Raw genomic sequence first — 15,252 nt, forward strand, 5'->3', positions numbered from 1 at the left:
GCTTCGAATCTTGGGAAAAAAGTTTCGTGACTACGACCCGAACCAACTCATTCTACTACCACCGGGGTTAAATGAATGGCTACCTGACGGCCACCTGGCGAACTTTGTCAGTGATGTGGTCGATCATATCGATATCTCCATCATTACAAAACAGTACGAACAAGAACTGCGAGGTTTTCCCCCGTACCACCCGGCAATGTTATTGAAGATTCTGGTTTACGCATATTGCACAGGCATGTACTCTTCCAGAAAGATCGCAAAGGCCTGTCAGGATGTAGTGGCGTTCCGAGTCCTGTCCGCAAATCAGTTCCCGGATTTCCGGACAATCAGTGATTTTCGGAAACGCCATTTGGTCACCTTCAAAGAACTTTTCTTGGAAGTCTTGAAGATTGCCCAACATGCAGGGATGGTTAAGCTCGGGCATGTATCGCTGGATGGCAGCAAGATTCGGGCAAACGCATCCAAACATAAAGCGATGAGTTACGAGCGGATGAAGCAGCAAGAGCAACGACTCCGCCAAGAAATCGCCGAGCTTACGCAGCAGGCTGAACGCACCGACCATAGTGAAGATAAAAAGTACGGTAACACCATGGGCGATGAACTCCCTGAAGAGTTAGCCCGTAGAGAGACCCGGTTGGCAAAAATTCAGGAAGCAATGTCCTCTCTGGAGAAAGAGGCCAAGGAAAGAGTGGAACAACAGCAACAGAAAGACGAACAACAAGACAAGAAGGACGATGACAACGGCCCCACCAACCAGACAGGCGCCAGGAAACGCGGTCGTCCACGCAAGGAGAGTCATCTCGCAGGTGTTCCGGAGGACAAGGCTCAACGCAACTTCACGGATCCGGAATCTCGCATTATGAAATCGAAAGACGGCTTTATCCAAGCATACAATGTGCAGGCTGTCGTCGATGAAGAGTACCAAATCATTGTTGCAACAGATGTTATAGACCACACAAATGACCACGGTGTCCTGCGTACAATGGTCGAAATGACGGCGGAGAATACGAAAGCGACGATGCACAAAATCTCATGTGATGCTGGCTACTTTGCCGAAGACGACGTGACATGGCTTCAAGAGAAAGAAATTGACCCATACATCGCAACAGGTCGTCAAAAGCACAATGAAGTGCCTGAGTCACCGAGAGGACGAATACCGAAACACTACACCATTAAGCAACGTATGACTCGGAAACTAAAAACAAAGAAGGGCCGTGCCGTCTACGCGAGACGCAAGGCTATCGTAGAGCCTGTGTACGGTCAAATTAAGGGTTGTCGACGATTCGACCAATTCTCACTTCGAAGCCTTGAGAAGGTCAGAGGAGAATGGTCGTTAGTTACCATGTGCCATAATCTGCTTAAGATATTCAAATACGGTCATATAAACTGGGCAACGTGCTAAAGATGGTGCTTAACCGACCAGTCCCCGTCTAATGAAGTAAGTGCCCATGGGGAAAGTCACCCATAGTCGAATAAAATATGGAACTGAACTCAAATGCAGAAAGTCTAAGCCGCAATACTCGGACACGCTCCTAGTTTGCGGGAAATCGCTATCCAATCATCGCCTACACACTACCTTCTTCGCTCGCCAGGGCGTGCGCTGCGGAAATGAGTAGCTAGTTGCCTTGGAATTTCGGTACTCTCTTCTCCATCATTGCGGTGATTCCTTCTCGGACATCTTCCGTCTCGAGACACTGTTTCAAATCCTGTAATTCCGCTTTGAGTTGCTGGACGAGTGTCGCCTCATAAGACGAAATGAGCAGCCGCTTCGACAGGGTCGTGGCAATTGGGGGCCCCGCTGCCAAACGCTGCGCAAATTCCAGTGCCGACTCCACGAGTTCTTCGGGTGCGACCACCTGATGTACGAGGCCAATGCGAAGCGCCTCGTCTGCCGTCACGTCGCGCCCTGTCAAGATCAAGTCCGTCGCCATGGCGTGACCGACGATACGGGGCAACAGGTAGGTCATCCCCGCGTCCGGGCTCAACGCCCTGCGGATGTATCCAGTCGTCAGCTTCGCCGTTTGGGCGACATAGCGGAAGTCGCACGCCAGCGCCATCGACAGCCCCGCTCCTGCAGCAACGCCGTTCATCGCCGCAATCACAGGCTTATCATTGTGCACGATGCCCTCGATCAATCTCCCTACCCACTCGAGTTCGTCCAGGCGAGCGTGCCGTGTACTCGGAAACAAACTTCCATCTGTAAACCGAGACAGATCCAACCCACTACAAAACCCCCGGCCACACCCGGTGATCACGACGGCCCTCACCGAATCATCCCTCGAAGCACCGGTTAATGCGTCAATCAGATGGCCACTCATCGACGCGTCAAACGCATTCAGTCGATGCGGCCGATTTAACTTGAGTACACGGACTTCGCCGATATCCTCGATGAGTAAATCTTCCACAGACATGACTCCCCTCGATGAACTAGCAAGGTTATGCGAAATCGAACCGGTTTACTAGACTTCCCACACACCATTCTACTACTTATAGGTAAGTCACAGATGGCAGAGTCGCTTGACACGATTGCTTTCCTATCGCTTTGGCGACCTGCGTTTCCCCGGAAGCCGAGGTCACTTACATGATCAAACGGCATCACCCAGACTTCGCAACGCTTCGGCGCGTGTTGATTGGGAACCGACTCACGACGCGCGCTGGCACAACGTGTACAGGCGAATCCACCACCACCGTCGCGGGTACTTTTGGATATTATAATTTAATGATCATTCTAATATCTTTTATCAAAATTCGACATGTTTCGGGTTGAAGTTGTAAGGCAAATGGAGAATATCCCCGCCATCATCACATGTCGCTCCAAAATAGATCAGATCTCTACAATACGTCTACTAGACTCCCCAGTCGCCAACCGGCTCACGGGAACGTGTGAGCCGTCGGCGCGATTCGACAGCACAGCGATGTTCGGGTCACTTCCCGCCGAGAACTTGAGCCCACACGCTCAAGACGTGCTCACCGTTGAGCGATTGTACGCCTGTGGCAGAAGGGTACAACAGCGTCGGATAGCCCTTTGGCGCATATCGATTCGCAAAACTCGTATCCAAAGCATAGTAGGAGGTAAAGTTTTGCAACTTGAGGTCTTTCACCTCCGCCGCCTCCACCCGTTTTGCCTCTGTCAAGGTGGTACCTGCGGGAAATCCGGTGTTGACGAGCACGGGCAGTTGCCCAAGTTGCGCCCGATGCGTCGAAAGAAGCTCTAAGGTCCGCTGACAGTGCGGACACCAGTACGCCACGATGAGCACCGGCGTCTTCGCCACATCCAACATCACACGGTTGCCTTGGCCGTCGAGTACCTGGAGATGCGTGTCTGCAACGTCCGTCACAGGCACTGGGTCCACCTTCGAATCTGGCGTCACCACCATTTCTTTCGTCTTGTTCTGAAACACGAGTTGTTTAGACGCCGTCCCTGCGGTCTGCGCCGAGGGAAGGTGCAGTGCTGCACACCCACTGGCCAGCGCACAAAATGCGAGTAAGGAAACGGCGATGGGTAGACGGTTCACGTCCATTTCCGCCTTTCTGCCATCCGCTATCACGCGGAGGAAAATTGCAAAACAGTGTTCACCACTGGGTCAAGCTTATCCACACGATAAACGAACGGCGGACGGCCGGCAATTAGATTGCGAACCACAATTCATACGAAAGTGTGAACGCCGTGAAGAGATTTGCCCAATCACCGAGCAGAAAAACGCCCACAAGGCGCATAGTTCGCGTGCGGCTTGTGGGCGCATAAGCATTCGGTGTAGGTTGCCCCGGGCGACTAGACGACCGGTTCCGCGGCGCGAGTGCGGATGTGTTTCGTCAGTCGAACGGTGACATCGTATTTGAGGAATGGCGTCACCAAATAGATGCCTCGGAAGTAGCGACAGGCCGTATCGCACAGCTCCCTGGCGATTTCGAAGCCGACGTCCGGGGCTTCCTCGACGGAAACATCTCGCATGCGCTCCAGTACGTGGTCTGGAATCGTGATGCCAGGCACTTGGTGATGAAGAAACTCGGCGTTGCGCAAACTCGTCAGCGGCATGACGCCAATCATGACAGGCACCCCTAAATCTCGTGTAGCGCTGGCCACTTGTTCCATCGTTCGCTCGTCGTACACAGGCTGCGTCATCACGTAGTCGGCACCCGCTTCAACCTTGCGCTTTAATCGTTCAACCGCCTTTTCAAAGTTGCGCACGTGTGGGTTAAACGCCGTCCCGATGACGAACTCGGCCGGGCGTTTCAACGGTTTGCCCGAGAAGCTCACGCCGTCGTTCAGGCGCCTCACCATCTTGGTCAAGTCGATCGACGACACGTCGTACACCGAGGTAGCGCCCGGAAGGTCCCCGTAACGAGACGGATCTCCGGTGATGAGCAGCACGTGCCGAACGCCGAGTACGTGGAGCCCCATCAGATGCGACTGCTGTCCAATGAGATTTCTGTCACGGCAAGTCACGTGTACGAGGGGCTCGATACCAAACTGTTTGAGCATGCCCGCTAAAGCCATGTTGCTCACGCGGACGGTGCCCAAGCTGTTGTCGGCCATCGTGATCATGTCCGCTCCCGCCGCTCGCAGGGCGCGGGCGCCTTGCAAAAAGCGATCACAGTCGAGCGTCTTTGGCGGATCGAGTTCGACGATAATGGTCGTTTTCGTCTTGACGCGTTCGATGAGCGATTCCGAGGAAGGTAGTATTCGCTCATACGGGAGTCGCCCGTCATCGCCCAGGGTGATGGGTGACCGCGACGCCTCGCCCACGACTGTCCCTGCCCGTTGCATCAGATCCTCGTCCGAAAGCATCCGAAGGCGCTCTACGAGCGTCCGAACGTGGTTGGGCGTCGTTCCACAGCACCCGCCGAGCCAGGTGACACCCAATCGCGCAATCTCGACCATCACGTCTGCGAAGTTGTCCTCATCCCCCGTATACGTGAGCCTCTCGTCGTCCGCGCGGTGAAGCATGCCGCCGTTCGGGACGGCAGCAAGCGGGCCATCGTGGCGAGCGAGCTGTTCGTAGGATCGTAGAATGCCATACGGACCTAATCGACAGTTGAGCCCCGTCACGTCGGCACCCGCGGCACGCAGTCGCGAAAACGCCTCGTCAAGCGGGACGCCATCGCGCGTCACGCCGATTTCCTCCGGGGACAAGTTGGCGACGATAGGCAACTGCGACAGAGAGCGAACGACCTCGAGTGCCACGAGCAGCTCCTCGAGGTCCGGGAAGGTCTCGAGTACCCATCCGTCAATGCCGCCCGCAAACAGTGCCTCGGCCTGTTCGCGATACAGCCCTGTGAGTTGTTGGCGCTCCTCGACGGAGAGCGCACTGCCATACCGCAATCCACCCTGAATGGGCCCGATCGTGCCATACACGCAAGCCTTTTGCGCTGCAGCCCGGCGGGCGATGACGACGGCGGCATGGTTGATGTCCGAGACCTTGTCGGCGAGCCCGTGCCGCTCTAAACTCGTGCGGTTGGCGCCGAACGTGTTCGTTTGAATCAGCGTCGCGCCCGCCTGTACATAAGCGCGATGAACGTCCTCGACCAGCGTCGGCGACGACAAATTTAACTCCTCGGCACATACCCGAATGGGGACGCCACATTGGTGCAAATACGTGGCCATCGCACCATCACCGATGACAAACGTGGTCGATCCCACCTGTACACCACGAGGCAAATAGTCATGTGTGCTCGCGTCCATCATGCCCCTCCTTGTCGTTGACCCCGCTGGCGGTGCAAAGCGGGGTACTCCTCATGTCCTCTCGTGTGGTGTCAAACTGCCTCGACGTTAAAATACTTTGCCTCTGGATGGCTAAACGCCAGTGCCGAGACCGACGCCTCTGGATCCATCATGAATCCGTCGGTGAGGGTCAAGCCGATGTCCTCAGGGCGCAGTAGAGAAAAGAGTGTCGCTTGTTGATCTAAATCTGGGCAGGCCGGGTAGCCAAACGATACGCGAATGCCCTGATAGCGCGCGATAAATCGTTCGCGCATCGTCATCGCCAAGGGGTCTGGGAAGCCCCACATGTCGCGCAGCATCTGGTGCACCCGTTCGGCGAACGCCTCTGCCATCTCCAGTGCGATGGCCTGCAGCGCGTGCGCCCGAAGGTACTCCCCAGCCGCCTTCAGCCGCTCGGCTTCCTCGCGAACCTGGCTGCCCGTCGTCAGCGCAAACATCGCCATATAGTCGTGCCTGTCACTTTCTACCGGGCGCACGAAATCGGCAACGCACAAATACGGCGCTTTTCCTTGCCGCGGAAACGGGATGCGCGCGCGCTCTGCGGCTCCGTCGGCGCGATAGATGACGAGGTCGTCGCCGTCGGCCGCACTCGGGAAGAACTGATACACCGCGTTTGCCCGAAGCCAACGTTTCTCGACCGCTTCTTCGATGAGCAATTCCACCATATCCAACAGCTCGACGGCTTGCTTGTCGCCTTCGGCAAGACGCTTCTCCACGTTGCCCGCGAGACCGAGGTGCTTGCCGAGGAGCATCTGCAAGTTCAGATACGGGCGGATCAGCTTGACGGGATAATCGCGCAGGACGTGCCGTTCTAAGTCCGGCGGTGAAAACACAGGCGCCTCGCGACTGATTTCCGAACGCGGGCGCACACTGGTCTTCACAGGTGCCACCTCGTGTACTTTGCTCTGTTCCACAAAACCGTCGCGCTCCGCCTGGTTTCTCGCCAACAGTTGAGCACGGCTGTGATCCGCCATCAACTGGTTCGCGAAGTCGAGCCCTTCCATCGCGTCCTTGGCGTAGATCACAGGTCCATCGTACTTGTCGGCGATTTTCGTGAGTGTGAACTTCTTCGTCAAGGCGGCGCCGCCGACCAACATCGGCAGGTCGATGCCCGCGTGGCGGAAATCCTCCGCGGTCGTCACCATTTGCTGCGCAGACTTGACGAGGAGGCCGGAGAGGCCAATCATATCCGGCTGATACTCCCTAACCGCCTGAATGAGTTGTTCCGGTGCCACCTTGATCCCCAGGTTCACCACGTCAAAACCGTTGTTCGACAGAATAATTTCCACGAGATTCTTCCCGATGTCGTGGACGTCCCCCTTGACGGTGGCGAGGATCAACCGGCCCTTCGCGTGTGAATCCGCGCGCTCCATATGCGGTTCCAAATAGGCCACCGCAGCCTTCATCACCTCGGCCGACTGCAAGACCTCGGCCACAATCAGCTCGTTGTTGTTGAACAGTCGACCCACTTCCGACATGCCGTCCATGAGCGGGCCATTGATGATGTCGAGTGGTTTGGCGGTGGTGAGGGCCTCGTCGAGATCGGCGATGAGGCCATCCTTTGTCCCTTCGACGACGTATCTCGCCAACCGCGCTTCAAGCGGCAGGTCCGACACCGCGATCACAGACGTGACGCGCCGTTCCCGGTAATGCGCCGTAAATTCGGCCACCAGCTCGTCCGTGGTCGTAAACAGCAGGCGATCGGAAAGCGCGCGCTCCTCCTCGGGAATGGACGCGTACCGTTCGAGGCGCTCACTGTTGACGATGGCGTAGGACAATCCCGCCTTCGTACAGTGGTAGAGAAAGACGGCGTTCAACACCTCGCGCCCTGCCGGGGGCAGGCCGAACGAGACGTTGCTAATGCCGAGAATCGTCGGGCACTCCGGCAGGCGTTCGCGCAAGATGCGGATGGCCTCAACTGTCTCCCTGGCGGATCCGATGTACTTCTCGTCACCAGTGCCGACCGGGAACGTCAATGGATCGATCAGGATGTCCGACTTACGCAACCCGTGCTTTTCTGTCAGAAGTTTCACGATACGCAAGGCAATTTCGACTTTTCGATCGCGGCTGACGGCCATTCCTTCCTCGTCGATCGTCCCCACCACGAGCGCCGCCCCGTACGTGCGCGCCAGGTTTGCATAGGTCGCAAGGCGAGATTCGCCGTCCTCGAGGTTGGTCGAATTGATGATGGACTTCCCTTGAATTTGCTTCAGTGAGGCCTCGACGACGGCCGGGTCAGTCGAGTCGATCATGATGGGGACCTTGATCTTCCGAACCGCGAGTGGAAGCAATTGCCCCATATCGGACAGTTCGTCGCGGTCAGGGTCCGCCAGACACACATCGACCACCTGTGCGCCTGCACGCACCTGCGTGCGCGCCACCTCGGCCGCCGCGTCAAAGTCGCCGCTCGCGATGAGGCGGCGGAACTTGCGCGAGCCAATCACGTTCGTGCGCTCGCCGACGAGGACCGGGCGCATGTCGTCCGTGAGCAGCATCGCTTCCATGCCAGATACGGCGTGCGGGTGCAGAGGAGCGTAAGCTCGCGGTGGCAGGCCCGCGATTTGCTTTGCGAGTTCGCGGATGTGCTCGGGTGTCGTGCCGCAACAGCCGCCGGCGATGTTCAACCACCCTTCGCGCGCGAAGTCGGACATCTTCTTGGCGAACGCATACGGCGTTTCCAGGTAACACCCCTCTTCATCCGGGAGGCCGGCATTCGGGTGACAGCTGACCGCGCATTCTGCTAGTGATGAGAGAGCACGGACGTGATCTCGCATCAGCTCTGGCCCTGTCGCACAGTTCATCCCGACGGCAAACGGCCGGAGGTGTTCGACGGAGAGGTAAAACGCTTCGATGCTCTGTCCGGCGAGCGTCGTGCCCATGGCTTCGATGGTGCCACTGACCATAATCGGAATACGACGGCTGAGCTTCTCCGACACGCGCTGGATGGCGATGCCACAAGCCTTGACATTCAGCAGGTCCTGCGACGTCTCGACCATCAGAAAATCGGCCCCGCCGACCACGAGCCCTTCGGCCTGCACCGCATAGCTCTCGACGAGCTCGTCAAACGTGGCCCCGCCGGTTACCGACAAGCTCTTCGTCGTGGGCCCCATCGACCCCGCCACAAACCGAGGCCTATCCGCCGTCGCAAACTTATCGGCCGCCTCGCGAGCGAGGACGGCGGAGAGGCGACTGATTTCAAACGCGCGATGGGCGAGATCGTACTCCGCGAGCACAAGCGGCGTACTGCCAAACGAGTTGGTTTCCACGATATCGGCGCCCGCCTCGAAATACGCTTCGTGAATCGCTCGAATGAGGTCCGGCCGAGTCACATTTAGATTTTCATTGCACCCTTCGAGGGCAGGACCGCCAAAGTCGTGAGCTGTCAGGTTGCTCTGCTGGATCATGGTGCCCATTGCGCCATCGAGGATGAGAATGCGTTCTTTGATCAGATTCTCTATGTCTTGTGCCACGCTCTCCACTCCACTCACATTCGAAGGACAAATTGATTTCAAATATTGTAGCACAGCCGGAATACTCCGACTACACAGATTATCTAAGCCCGCTGGGCGCCTGTCGGCTCGTTTGCGCGCACCTTCATAGCTTGATGGTAGGTCAAGTAGAGCGGAATCACCAATAGCGCCATGAGGATGGCACCCACCTCTGCAGCCCGCAGCAGACCGAACCGATGCGCGAGACTGACAAACAGCGGCGCCCCCACAGAGAAGCCGAGGACGTATGCTGCGTTGTAGATGCCATTCATGGCCCCGCGAACGACATCTGGCGATTCATCGCCGATGACGCTGTCCACCACACACGTACGCGATGGCGTACGCGGTCACCATCCAACCGATGAATCCGAGGGACTGGTGTAATTGTCCCGCCAGTTCGCCCTCCGCCGGGAACAGCACGGCGTTTGGCATCATGGCCACCATCGACGCAAACATCAAGGTCAGTAACCACAACCGCTGTTTCGCGCGCACCATCCTCGGCCAAACGACGTTGTCAGAATTTCATAGACACTTTCCCAGCATAGCAGACGCACATCGCGAGAGGAACACAAGAAGACGCAGGAAGGTTCCCCCTCCTGCGTCTCATGAAGGTGTGAATCATGTGTCGTGTCAACCGTTTGAATGTCGACGACCGTGGTCGATATTCACACGGTGATACTGTTTCCACGGAACTACCCCTTCCAGGCGAGTGCTCATCATGTGATTGCGTCGTGCAACAAACGACTCAAAATGACGATTCTGTTCCAACGCGCCGACGAAGGCAAAATTCTCGTTGTGGTTCTCAGTATGCTGACCTGACATCCTCGCCACCCCCGTCTTGGTTTGCCCGAGAGCCAGCCGTCTCATGTACGGGCAAGATCAGACGCGAAGCGAGAGCCACGCGGCGACGTCCGCGATGGCGACGCGTTCCTGCTCCATGCTGTCCCGGTGGCGAATCGTCACGGCGCCATCCGTCTGCGATTCAAAGTCGTACGTGATACAGTACGGCGTCCCGATTTCGTCGTGGCGGCGATATCGCTTGCCGATGGATCCCGACTCGTCGTAGTCGACACTGAACTGTTTTGACAGCGTCGCAAACAACTCCGTCGCCGGCTCCGCCAATTTTTTCGAGAGCGGGAACACAGCCGCGTGGAACGGCGCGATGGACGGGTGTAGGCGTAAAACGACACGCGTGTCGTTCTCCCCGACCTCCTCTTCCTCGTACGCGTCCGCAAACAGCGCGAGGAACAGCCTGTCTACGCCGATGGACGGCTCGATGCAGTACGGGATAAACGGCTCTTGTCCCTCTTCTTGCACCGTCATGTTTTCGCCCGAGTGCGTCGCGTGCGCCTTCAAATCGTAGTCCGTCCGATCCGCCACACCGAGCAGCTCTCCCCAACCGAACGGGAATTTGTACTCCACATCGGTCGTCGCAGCACTGTAGTGTGAGAGCTGTTCCTTCTCGTGGTCGCGAAGGCGCAAGTTCTCCTCTTTCATGCCAATCGACAACAAGAAGTCATAGCAGAACTGGCGCCAGTGCCGGAACCATGCGAGGTCCTCCCCAGGTGCACAGAAAAATTCAAGCTCCATCTGTTCAAACTCGCGCGTCCGGAATGTAAAGTTGCCAGGCGTGATCTCATTTCGGAAGCTCTTGCCTATTTGGCCAATCCCAAACGGCAGCTTCTTGCGCATCGCGCGCTGTACGTTTTTGAAGTTCACGAAGATGCCCTGGGCGGTCTCCGGTCGGAGGTACACCTCATTCGCCGCCTCTTCGGTGACGCCCTGATGCGTCTTAAACATCATGTTGAACTGGCGAATGGCCGTGAAATCCTTGGCCCCGCAGTCAGGACAGGCGACCTCATACTTGACGAGCAGCTCGTCCATCTGTTCGAATGGAAGGCCATCGACGATGATCTCCTCGCCGAGTGCCGCAGCGGCATCTTCAATCAGCTTGTCCGCGCGAAAGCGCGATTTGCACTGGCGGCAATCCACCATCGGGTCGTTGAAATTGCCGACGTGTCCAGATGCCACCCAGACGTTTCGATTCATCAAAATGGCGGAGTCAAGTCCGACATTGTACGGATTTTGCTCGATAAATTGCTTCCACCACGCGCGCTTGATATTTTGCTTCATCTGCGCGCCGAGCGGGCCGTAATCCCACGTATTCGCCAACCCGCCGTAAATCTCCGAGCCCGGGAAAATAAATCCGCGGCGCTTTGCTAATGATACCAGTTGATCCATCGTCTTTTGCATGTTGATCCTCCCGTGACGGTTGAATACGGCTATCATAGCGGAATTTATGCGCGATAAGCAATGATTTCCCGCGTTCGTGACGCTGTGGTCTCGCCTCGCCACCGCGGTGTGTATAATGATTTCGTGTCCCATCAACTGATTTCGCGTTTTAAGCTACGCGTGGCGGAATGATTCTTGGAGACATGGTCCAATCCCGGAGAGGAGCTCGGAGAGATGACAGAGACAAACATCGAAATGGTATTTCTCGACATCGATGGTACCTTGTATGCCGATGGTGCCTTGGTGCGAAGCGGCATTCGGGCAGTCGAGCAATTACTCAAACGGGATATCCCCGTCGCACTGTGCACCGGACGCTCTGTCCTCCACGCGCAGCACGTCCAAGACGAATTAGGCGTCCCCTACGGAATTTACTTTAACGGCGGGTTGGTCAAGTCGAGATCGACTGTGCTCTACAAAGCGCCGTTCCCGGTCGAAGACGTTCTCGGGATCATGCACTACGCCGACCAATTGGGCATTCCAACTGTCGTTCACACACACGAAAAGGCGGTGGCATTTCAGTCCATCCCGGAGCAATACGAGCCCGTCTTGCGCTCGTTCGATTTCCCACACATCGAAATCGTGCACAACGACCTCGATTTGCTTCGCACCCTGCCCGTCTACCAGATCAATGCCTTCATGACACCAGAGCGGGATGCGGATTTTGAACAAAGGTTTCCTGGCTGCTATATCTATCGTTGGAATCCAACCGCCGTCGACTTCCAACGCCGCAAGTCGGACAAATCGATTGGCGCCATGCACCTGCTGGAGCACCTTGGCATCTCCCCCCAGAAGGCCGTTCACATCGGCGACGGCGGCAACGACATCGGCATGTTTCGCGCGCTCGGCCACTCGTACGCGATGGGCAACGCACAAGAAGACGTCAAACGCGCAGCCAAACGCGTGACCGCAGACGCGCTCGACGACGGCGTGGCAAAAGCCCTATACGAGCTCGGCCTCATCGACGCCGTCACCCGCTAAACGCCATCGTCCTGGGTGAATTGCTAAGTCTATCCGCTAAGAGCGAACAGATGTTTGCCATCTGTGACCAAATTGTGATACGATGATGACAAACAACGGTAAGGGATGTGTCAACCGTGAGCCAACTCACCGCCCGACAAGAAGCGATTCTCGCATTTATCCGAAAAAACGTACATGAAAAGGGATATCCCCCGTCGGTTCGGGAAATTGGCGAAGCGGTCGGATTGGCATCTAGCTCAACCGTTCACGGGCATTTGGAACGCCTGCAGCAAAAGGGGCTCATCCGGCGAGATCCGACAAAGCCGCGCGCGCTCGAACTTCTCTCGGGCGCTGTGGAAGCGGACGATACCCGGACCGATACCGCGACGCCGAGTGTTCTGCCGAGCGCATTCATGGCCCCTATCGTCGGACGGGTCACGGCAGGACTGCCTATCAGCGCATTTGAAGATGTGCAGGGATACCTTCCGCTGCCAAACGAATTCACGCGCGAAGACGAGGTGTTCGTGCTGACCGTAACAGGCGACAGCATGATTGAGGCCGGGATTTTGAACGGCGATATGGTCATCGTCCGACGGCAGTCAAACGCCGTAAACGGGGATATTGTCGTCGCCATGACGATGGACGACGAAGCCACGGTGAAACGCTTTTTCCGGGAGAACGGACAGGTTCGATTACAACCTGAAAACAGCCAGATGCCACCACTGATTTACCACGACGTCAGCATCCTTGGCAAAGTCATCGGCGTGTTCCGCAATCTGCGCTAGTTTCGCCTATTCCAAAGCACCATGCGGTCAACTAATACAACAAGTCGGGCTGTGTCGGCGCTCATGCGCTGGCCAGCCCTTATTGCGTTGTCTGAGATTAGCTGTACGGTACATCGCTAAGGCCATGTGCAGCAGAGTCCAATGACGACGCGCGCAAGGAACGTACATGCCCCGATCTCGTATGGCCACGAAAAAAGTGGACGGCCAAAGCCGCCCACTTCTATCGCGTAAGGTGAAGTGTCCACCCGTTGCTTAATAAAGGCCGAGATACTGCTCTTTTTCCCACTCGGTCACTTGTGTGCGATACATATTGTACTCAATTTTCTTCGCTTCGACGAAGTGTACCAACACGTGTTGCCCGAGCGCCTCACAGAGGACCGAATCTTTCAGCAGGGCATCCACTGCGTCATTGAGCGTCGCCGGAAGGCTGCGAATGCCGACTTCTTCCTTCTCGGCATCGGACATAATGTAAATGTTGCGGTTCACTGGCGGCGCCAACTCGAGGCTGCGCTCGATGCCGTCGAGGCCGGAGGCGAACAGCGTGGCGATGGCCAGGTATGGGTTACACATCGGGTCTGGGCTGCGAACCTCAATCCGAGTGCCTTGACCGCGGGCAGCCGGTACGCGAACCAGCGGCGAGCGGTTCTTGCCGCTCCACGCGATGTAACTCGGCGCCTCGTAACCCGGGACCAGTCGCTTGTACGAGTTGACCGTCGGATTGCAGATGGCCGTGAAACCGGAGGCGTGCTCGAGAATGCCCGCGAGGAAGTGGCGAGCCGTCACACTGAGGCCCAGTTCGTCAGATTCGTCGTAGAACGCGTTCTCAGCACCTTTGAAGAGTGATAGGTGCGAGTGCATTCCGGAACCGTTGATTCCGTATACGGGCTTGGCCATAAATGTAGCATGTAGTCCGTGTTGGCGCGCGATGGTCTTGACGACGAGGCGGAACGTCGCGATGTTGTCTGCCGCTTCGACGGCGTCGGTGTATTTAAAGTCGATTTCGTGTTGTCCTGGTGCCACTTCGTGGTGCGATGCTTCGATTTCGAAGCCCATGTTTTCAAGCGTGAGCACGATGTCGCGGCGGCAGTTTTCTCCGAGGTCTAGAGGCGCCCAGTCGAAATACCCGCCCTCATCGTTTACTTGGTCGGTAGGATTGCCGTTCGCGTCGATTTTGAACAGGAAAAACTCCGGCTCTGGACCGACGTTAAAGGAGGTGAATCCGAGATTCTTAGCGCGTTCTAACACGCCTTTCAGCACCGAGCGAGGGTCGCCAGGGAACGGGGAACCGTCCGGCAGGTGGATATCGCAAATCAGGCGAGCGATGTTGCCCTGCGGTGTATCCCACGGGAACACCAACCACGTAGCCAAATCGGGCACGAGGTACATGTCTGACTCCTCAATGCGGACAAAACCTTCGATGGAAGACCCGTCGAACATGATCTTGTTATCGAGCGCTTTGGCCAATTGGTCTACCGGAATTTCCACGTTTTTCACGATGCCCAGCAAGTCGGTAAACTGCAGACGCACGTAGCGGACGTTGCTCGATTCCGCGTGTTGTAAGATCTCTTCTTTGGTATACTGTTTCCGCATTCTGTCATCCTCCAATTAACGTTTTCGATAGAACCGCGAGAGGTCTCCTTGAAACAGAGATTCGGATTTAAATTGATTGCCGAGCATCTCACGCTCCAACCACTTGTAGACTTCCGTGTCGGACAAATCCTGTTTGTTCGTATGCTTCGGATGCGCCCGACGCCGTTCCATCTCCTCGAAATTGCGTTTGACGCCAGCCATGTTGTGGCCCTCATCCAACCACTGACGAATGAGCATCAGCCGTTCGACGTCGGCAAACGAGAACTGCCGCTGCTTTCCCGTGGTACGGGCGGGCTGCACCAGCTCATGCTCTTCGTAGTAGCGGATCTGACGGGCGCTCAGTCCCGTCAATTTTTGGACTGTTCCGATAGAGAACAGTGGCAGTTGACGACGGTCACTTAAATCCATGGCGCTGCCC

At 56.6% G+C, this 15,252-nt stretch carries 14 protein-coding genes; 4 read left to right on the forward strand and 10 right to left on the reverse strand.

Annotation, left to right across the window (positions count from 1 at the left end; translation table 11 throughout):
- The first annotated feature begins 10 nt into the window (after positions 1-10).
- Positions 11-1,402 carry an IS1182 family transposase gene (locus NZD89_RS17035; RefSeq protein WP_431308595.1) on the forward strand — a complete coding sequence of 464 codons (1,392 nt, stop codon included), beginning with the start codon at positions 11-13 and terminating at the stop codon, positions 1,400-1,402.
- Positions 1,403-1,616: 214 nt separating this feature from the next.
- On the opposite strand, the gene NZD89_RS17040 is transcribed toward NZD89_RS17035, so the two are convergent.
- Positions 1,617-2,411 (reverse strand): enoyl-CoA hydratase/isomerase family protein, encoded by a 795-nt coding sequence (locus NZD89_RS17040; RefSeq protein ID WP_268003989.1) that lies wholly within the window; start codon positions 2,409-2,411, stop codon positions 1,617-1,619.
- Between the two features lie 131 nt (positions 2,412-2,542).
- Between NZD89_RS17040 and NZD89_RS29755 the strand changes: the two genes are divergently transcribed.
- On the forward strand, positions 2,543-2,767 hold the full coding sequence (locus NZD89_RS29755) for a DUF2087 domain-containing protein (protein ID WP_369125210.1): 225 nt from the start codon (positions 2,543-2,545) through the stop codon (positions 2,765-2,767).
- Positions 2,768-2,924: 157 nt separating this feature from the next.
- Here the strand turns inward: NZD89_RS29755 and NZD89_RS17045 are convergent, their stop codons facing one another.
- The 7 genes from NZD89_RS17045 to NZD89_RS17075 form a co-directional block, all read right to left on the reverse strand.
- Positions 2,925-3,515 (reverse strand): TlpA family protein disulfide reductase, encoded by a 591-nt coding sequence (locus tag NZD89_RS17045; RefSeq protein WP_268003990.1) that lies wholly within the window; start codon positions 3,513-3,515, stop codon positions 2,925-2,927.
- Positions 3,516-3,772: 257 nt separating this feature from the next.
- Complete coding sequence (locus NZD89_RS17050) at positions 3,773-5,683, reverse strand: bifunctional homocysteine S-methyltransferase/methylenetetrahydrofolate reductase (RefSeq protein WP_268003991.1); 1,911 nt, start codon at positions 5,681-5,683, stop codon at positions 3,773-3,775.
- Between the two features lie 71 nt (positions 5,684-5,754).
- A complete protein-coding gene (metH, locus tag NZD89_RS17055; RefSeq protein WP_431308724.1) occupies positions 5,755-9,135 on the reverse strand; it encodes a methionine synthase in 3,381 nt (1,126 codons plus the stop codon).
- A gap of 140 nt (positions 9,136-9,275) precedes the next feature.
- Positions 9,276-9,530 carry a hypothetical protein gene (locus tag NZD89_RS17060; protein ID WP_268003993.1) on the reverse strand — a complete coding sequence of 85 codons (255 nt, stop codon included), beginning with the start codon at positions 9,528-9,530 and terminating at the stop codon, positions 9,276-9,278.
- On the reverse strand, positions 9,508-9,705 hold the full coding sequence (locus tag NZD89_RS17065; protein ID WP_268003994.1) for a hypothetical protein: 198 nt from the start codon (positions 9,703-9,705) through the stop codon (positions 9,508-9,510). The genes NZD89_RS17060 and NZD89_RS17065 overlap by 23 nt, the downstream gene beginning before the upstream one ends.
- Positions 9,706-9,840: 135 nt before the next feature.
- Positions 9,841-10,032: a hypothetical protein gene (locus NZD89_RS17070; protein WP_268003995.1), complete on the reverse strand. Its 192-nt coding sequence runs from the start codon at positions 10,030-10,032 to the stop codon at positions 9,841-9,843.
- 57 nt (positions 10,033-10,089) lie between these two features.
- Positions 10,090-11,463, reverse strand: a complete 1,374-nt coding sequence (locus NZD89_RS17075; RefSeq protein WP_268003996.1) for a glycine--tRNA ligase — start codon at positions 11,461-11,463, stop codon at positions 10,090-10,092.
- Between the two features lie 213 nt (positions 11,464-11,676).
- Between NZD89_RS17075 and NZD89_RS17080 the strand changes: the two genes are divergently transcribed.
- Positions 11,677-12,480, forward strand: a complete 804-nt coding sequence (locus NZD89_RS17080; RefSeq protein ID WP_268003997.1) for an HAD family hydrolase — start codon at positions 11,677-11,679, stop codon at positions 12,478-12,480.
- 116 nt (positions 12,481-12,596) lie between these two features.
- Positions 12,597-13,244 carry a transcriptional repressor LexA gene (lexA, locus tag NZD89_RS17085; RefSeq protein WP_268003998.1) on the forward strand — a complete coding sequence of 216 codons (648 nt, stop codon included), beginning with the start codon at positions 12,597-12,599 and terminating at the stop codon, positions 13,242-13,244.
- Positions 13,245-13,496: 252 nt separating this feature from the next.
- Here the strand turns inward: lexA and glnA are convergent, their stop codons facing one another.
- Both glnA and NZD89_RS17095 read right to left on the reverse strand, forming a co-directional pair.
- Entirely contained in the window at positions 13,497-14,834 is a 1,338-nt protein-coding gene (gene glnA / locus NZD89_RS17090) for a type I glutamate--ammonia ligase (protein ID WP_268003999.1), read from the reverse strand.
- 15 nt (positions 14,835-14,849) lie between these two features.
- Positions 14,850-15,242: a MerR family transcriptional regulator gene (locus NZD89_RS17095; protein ID WP_268004000.1), complete on the reverse strand. Its 393-nt coding sequence runs from the start codon at positions 15,240-15,242 to the stop codon at positions 14,850-14,852.
- Positions 15,243-15,252: the final 10 nt, after the last annotated feature.

It is taken from the genome of Alicyclobacillus fastidiosus (assembly GCF_026651875.1).
Lineage (GTDB): Bacteria > Bacillota > Bacilli > Alicyclobacillales > Alicyclobacillaceae > Alicyclobacillus > Alicyclobacillus fastidiosus.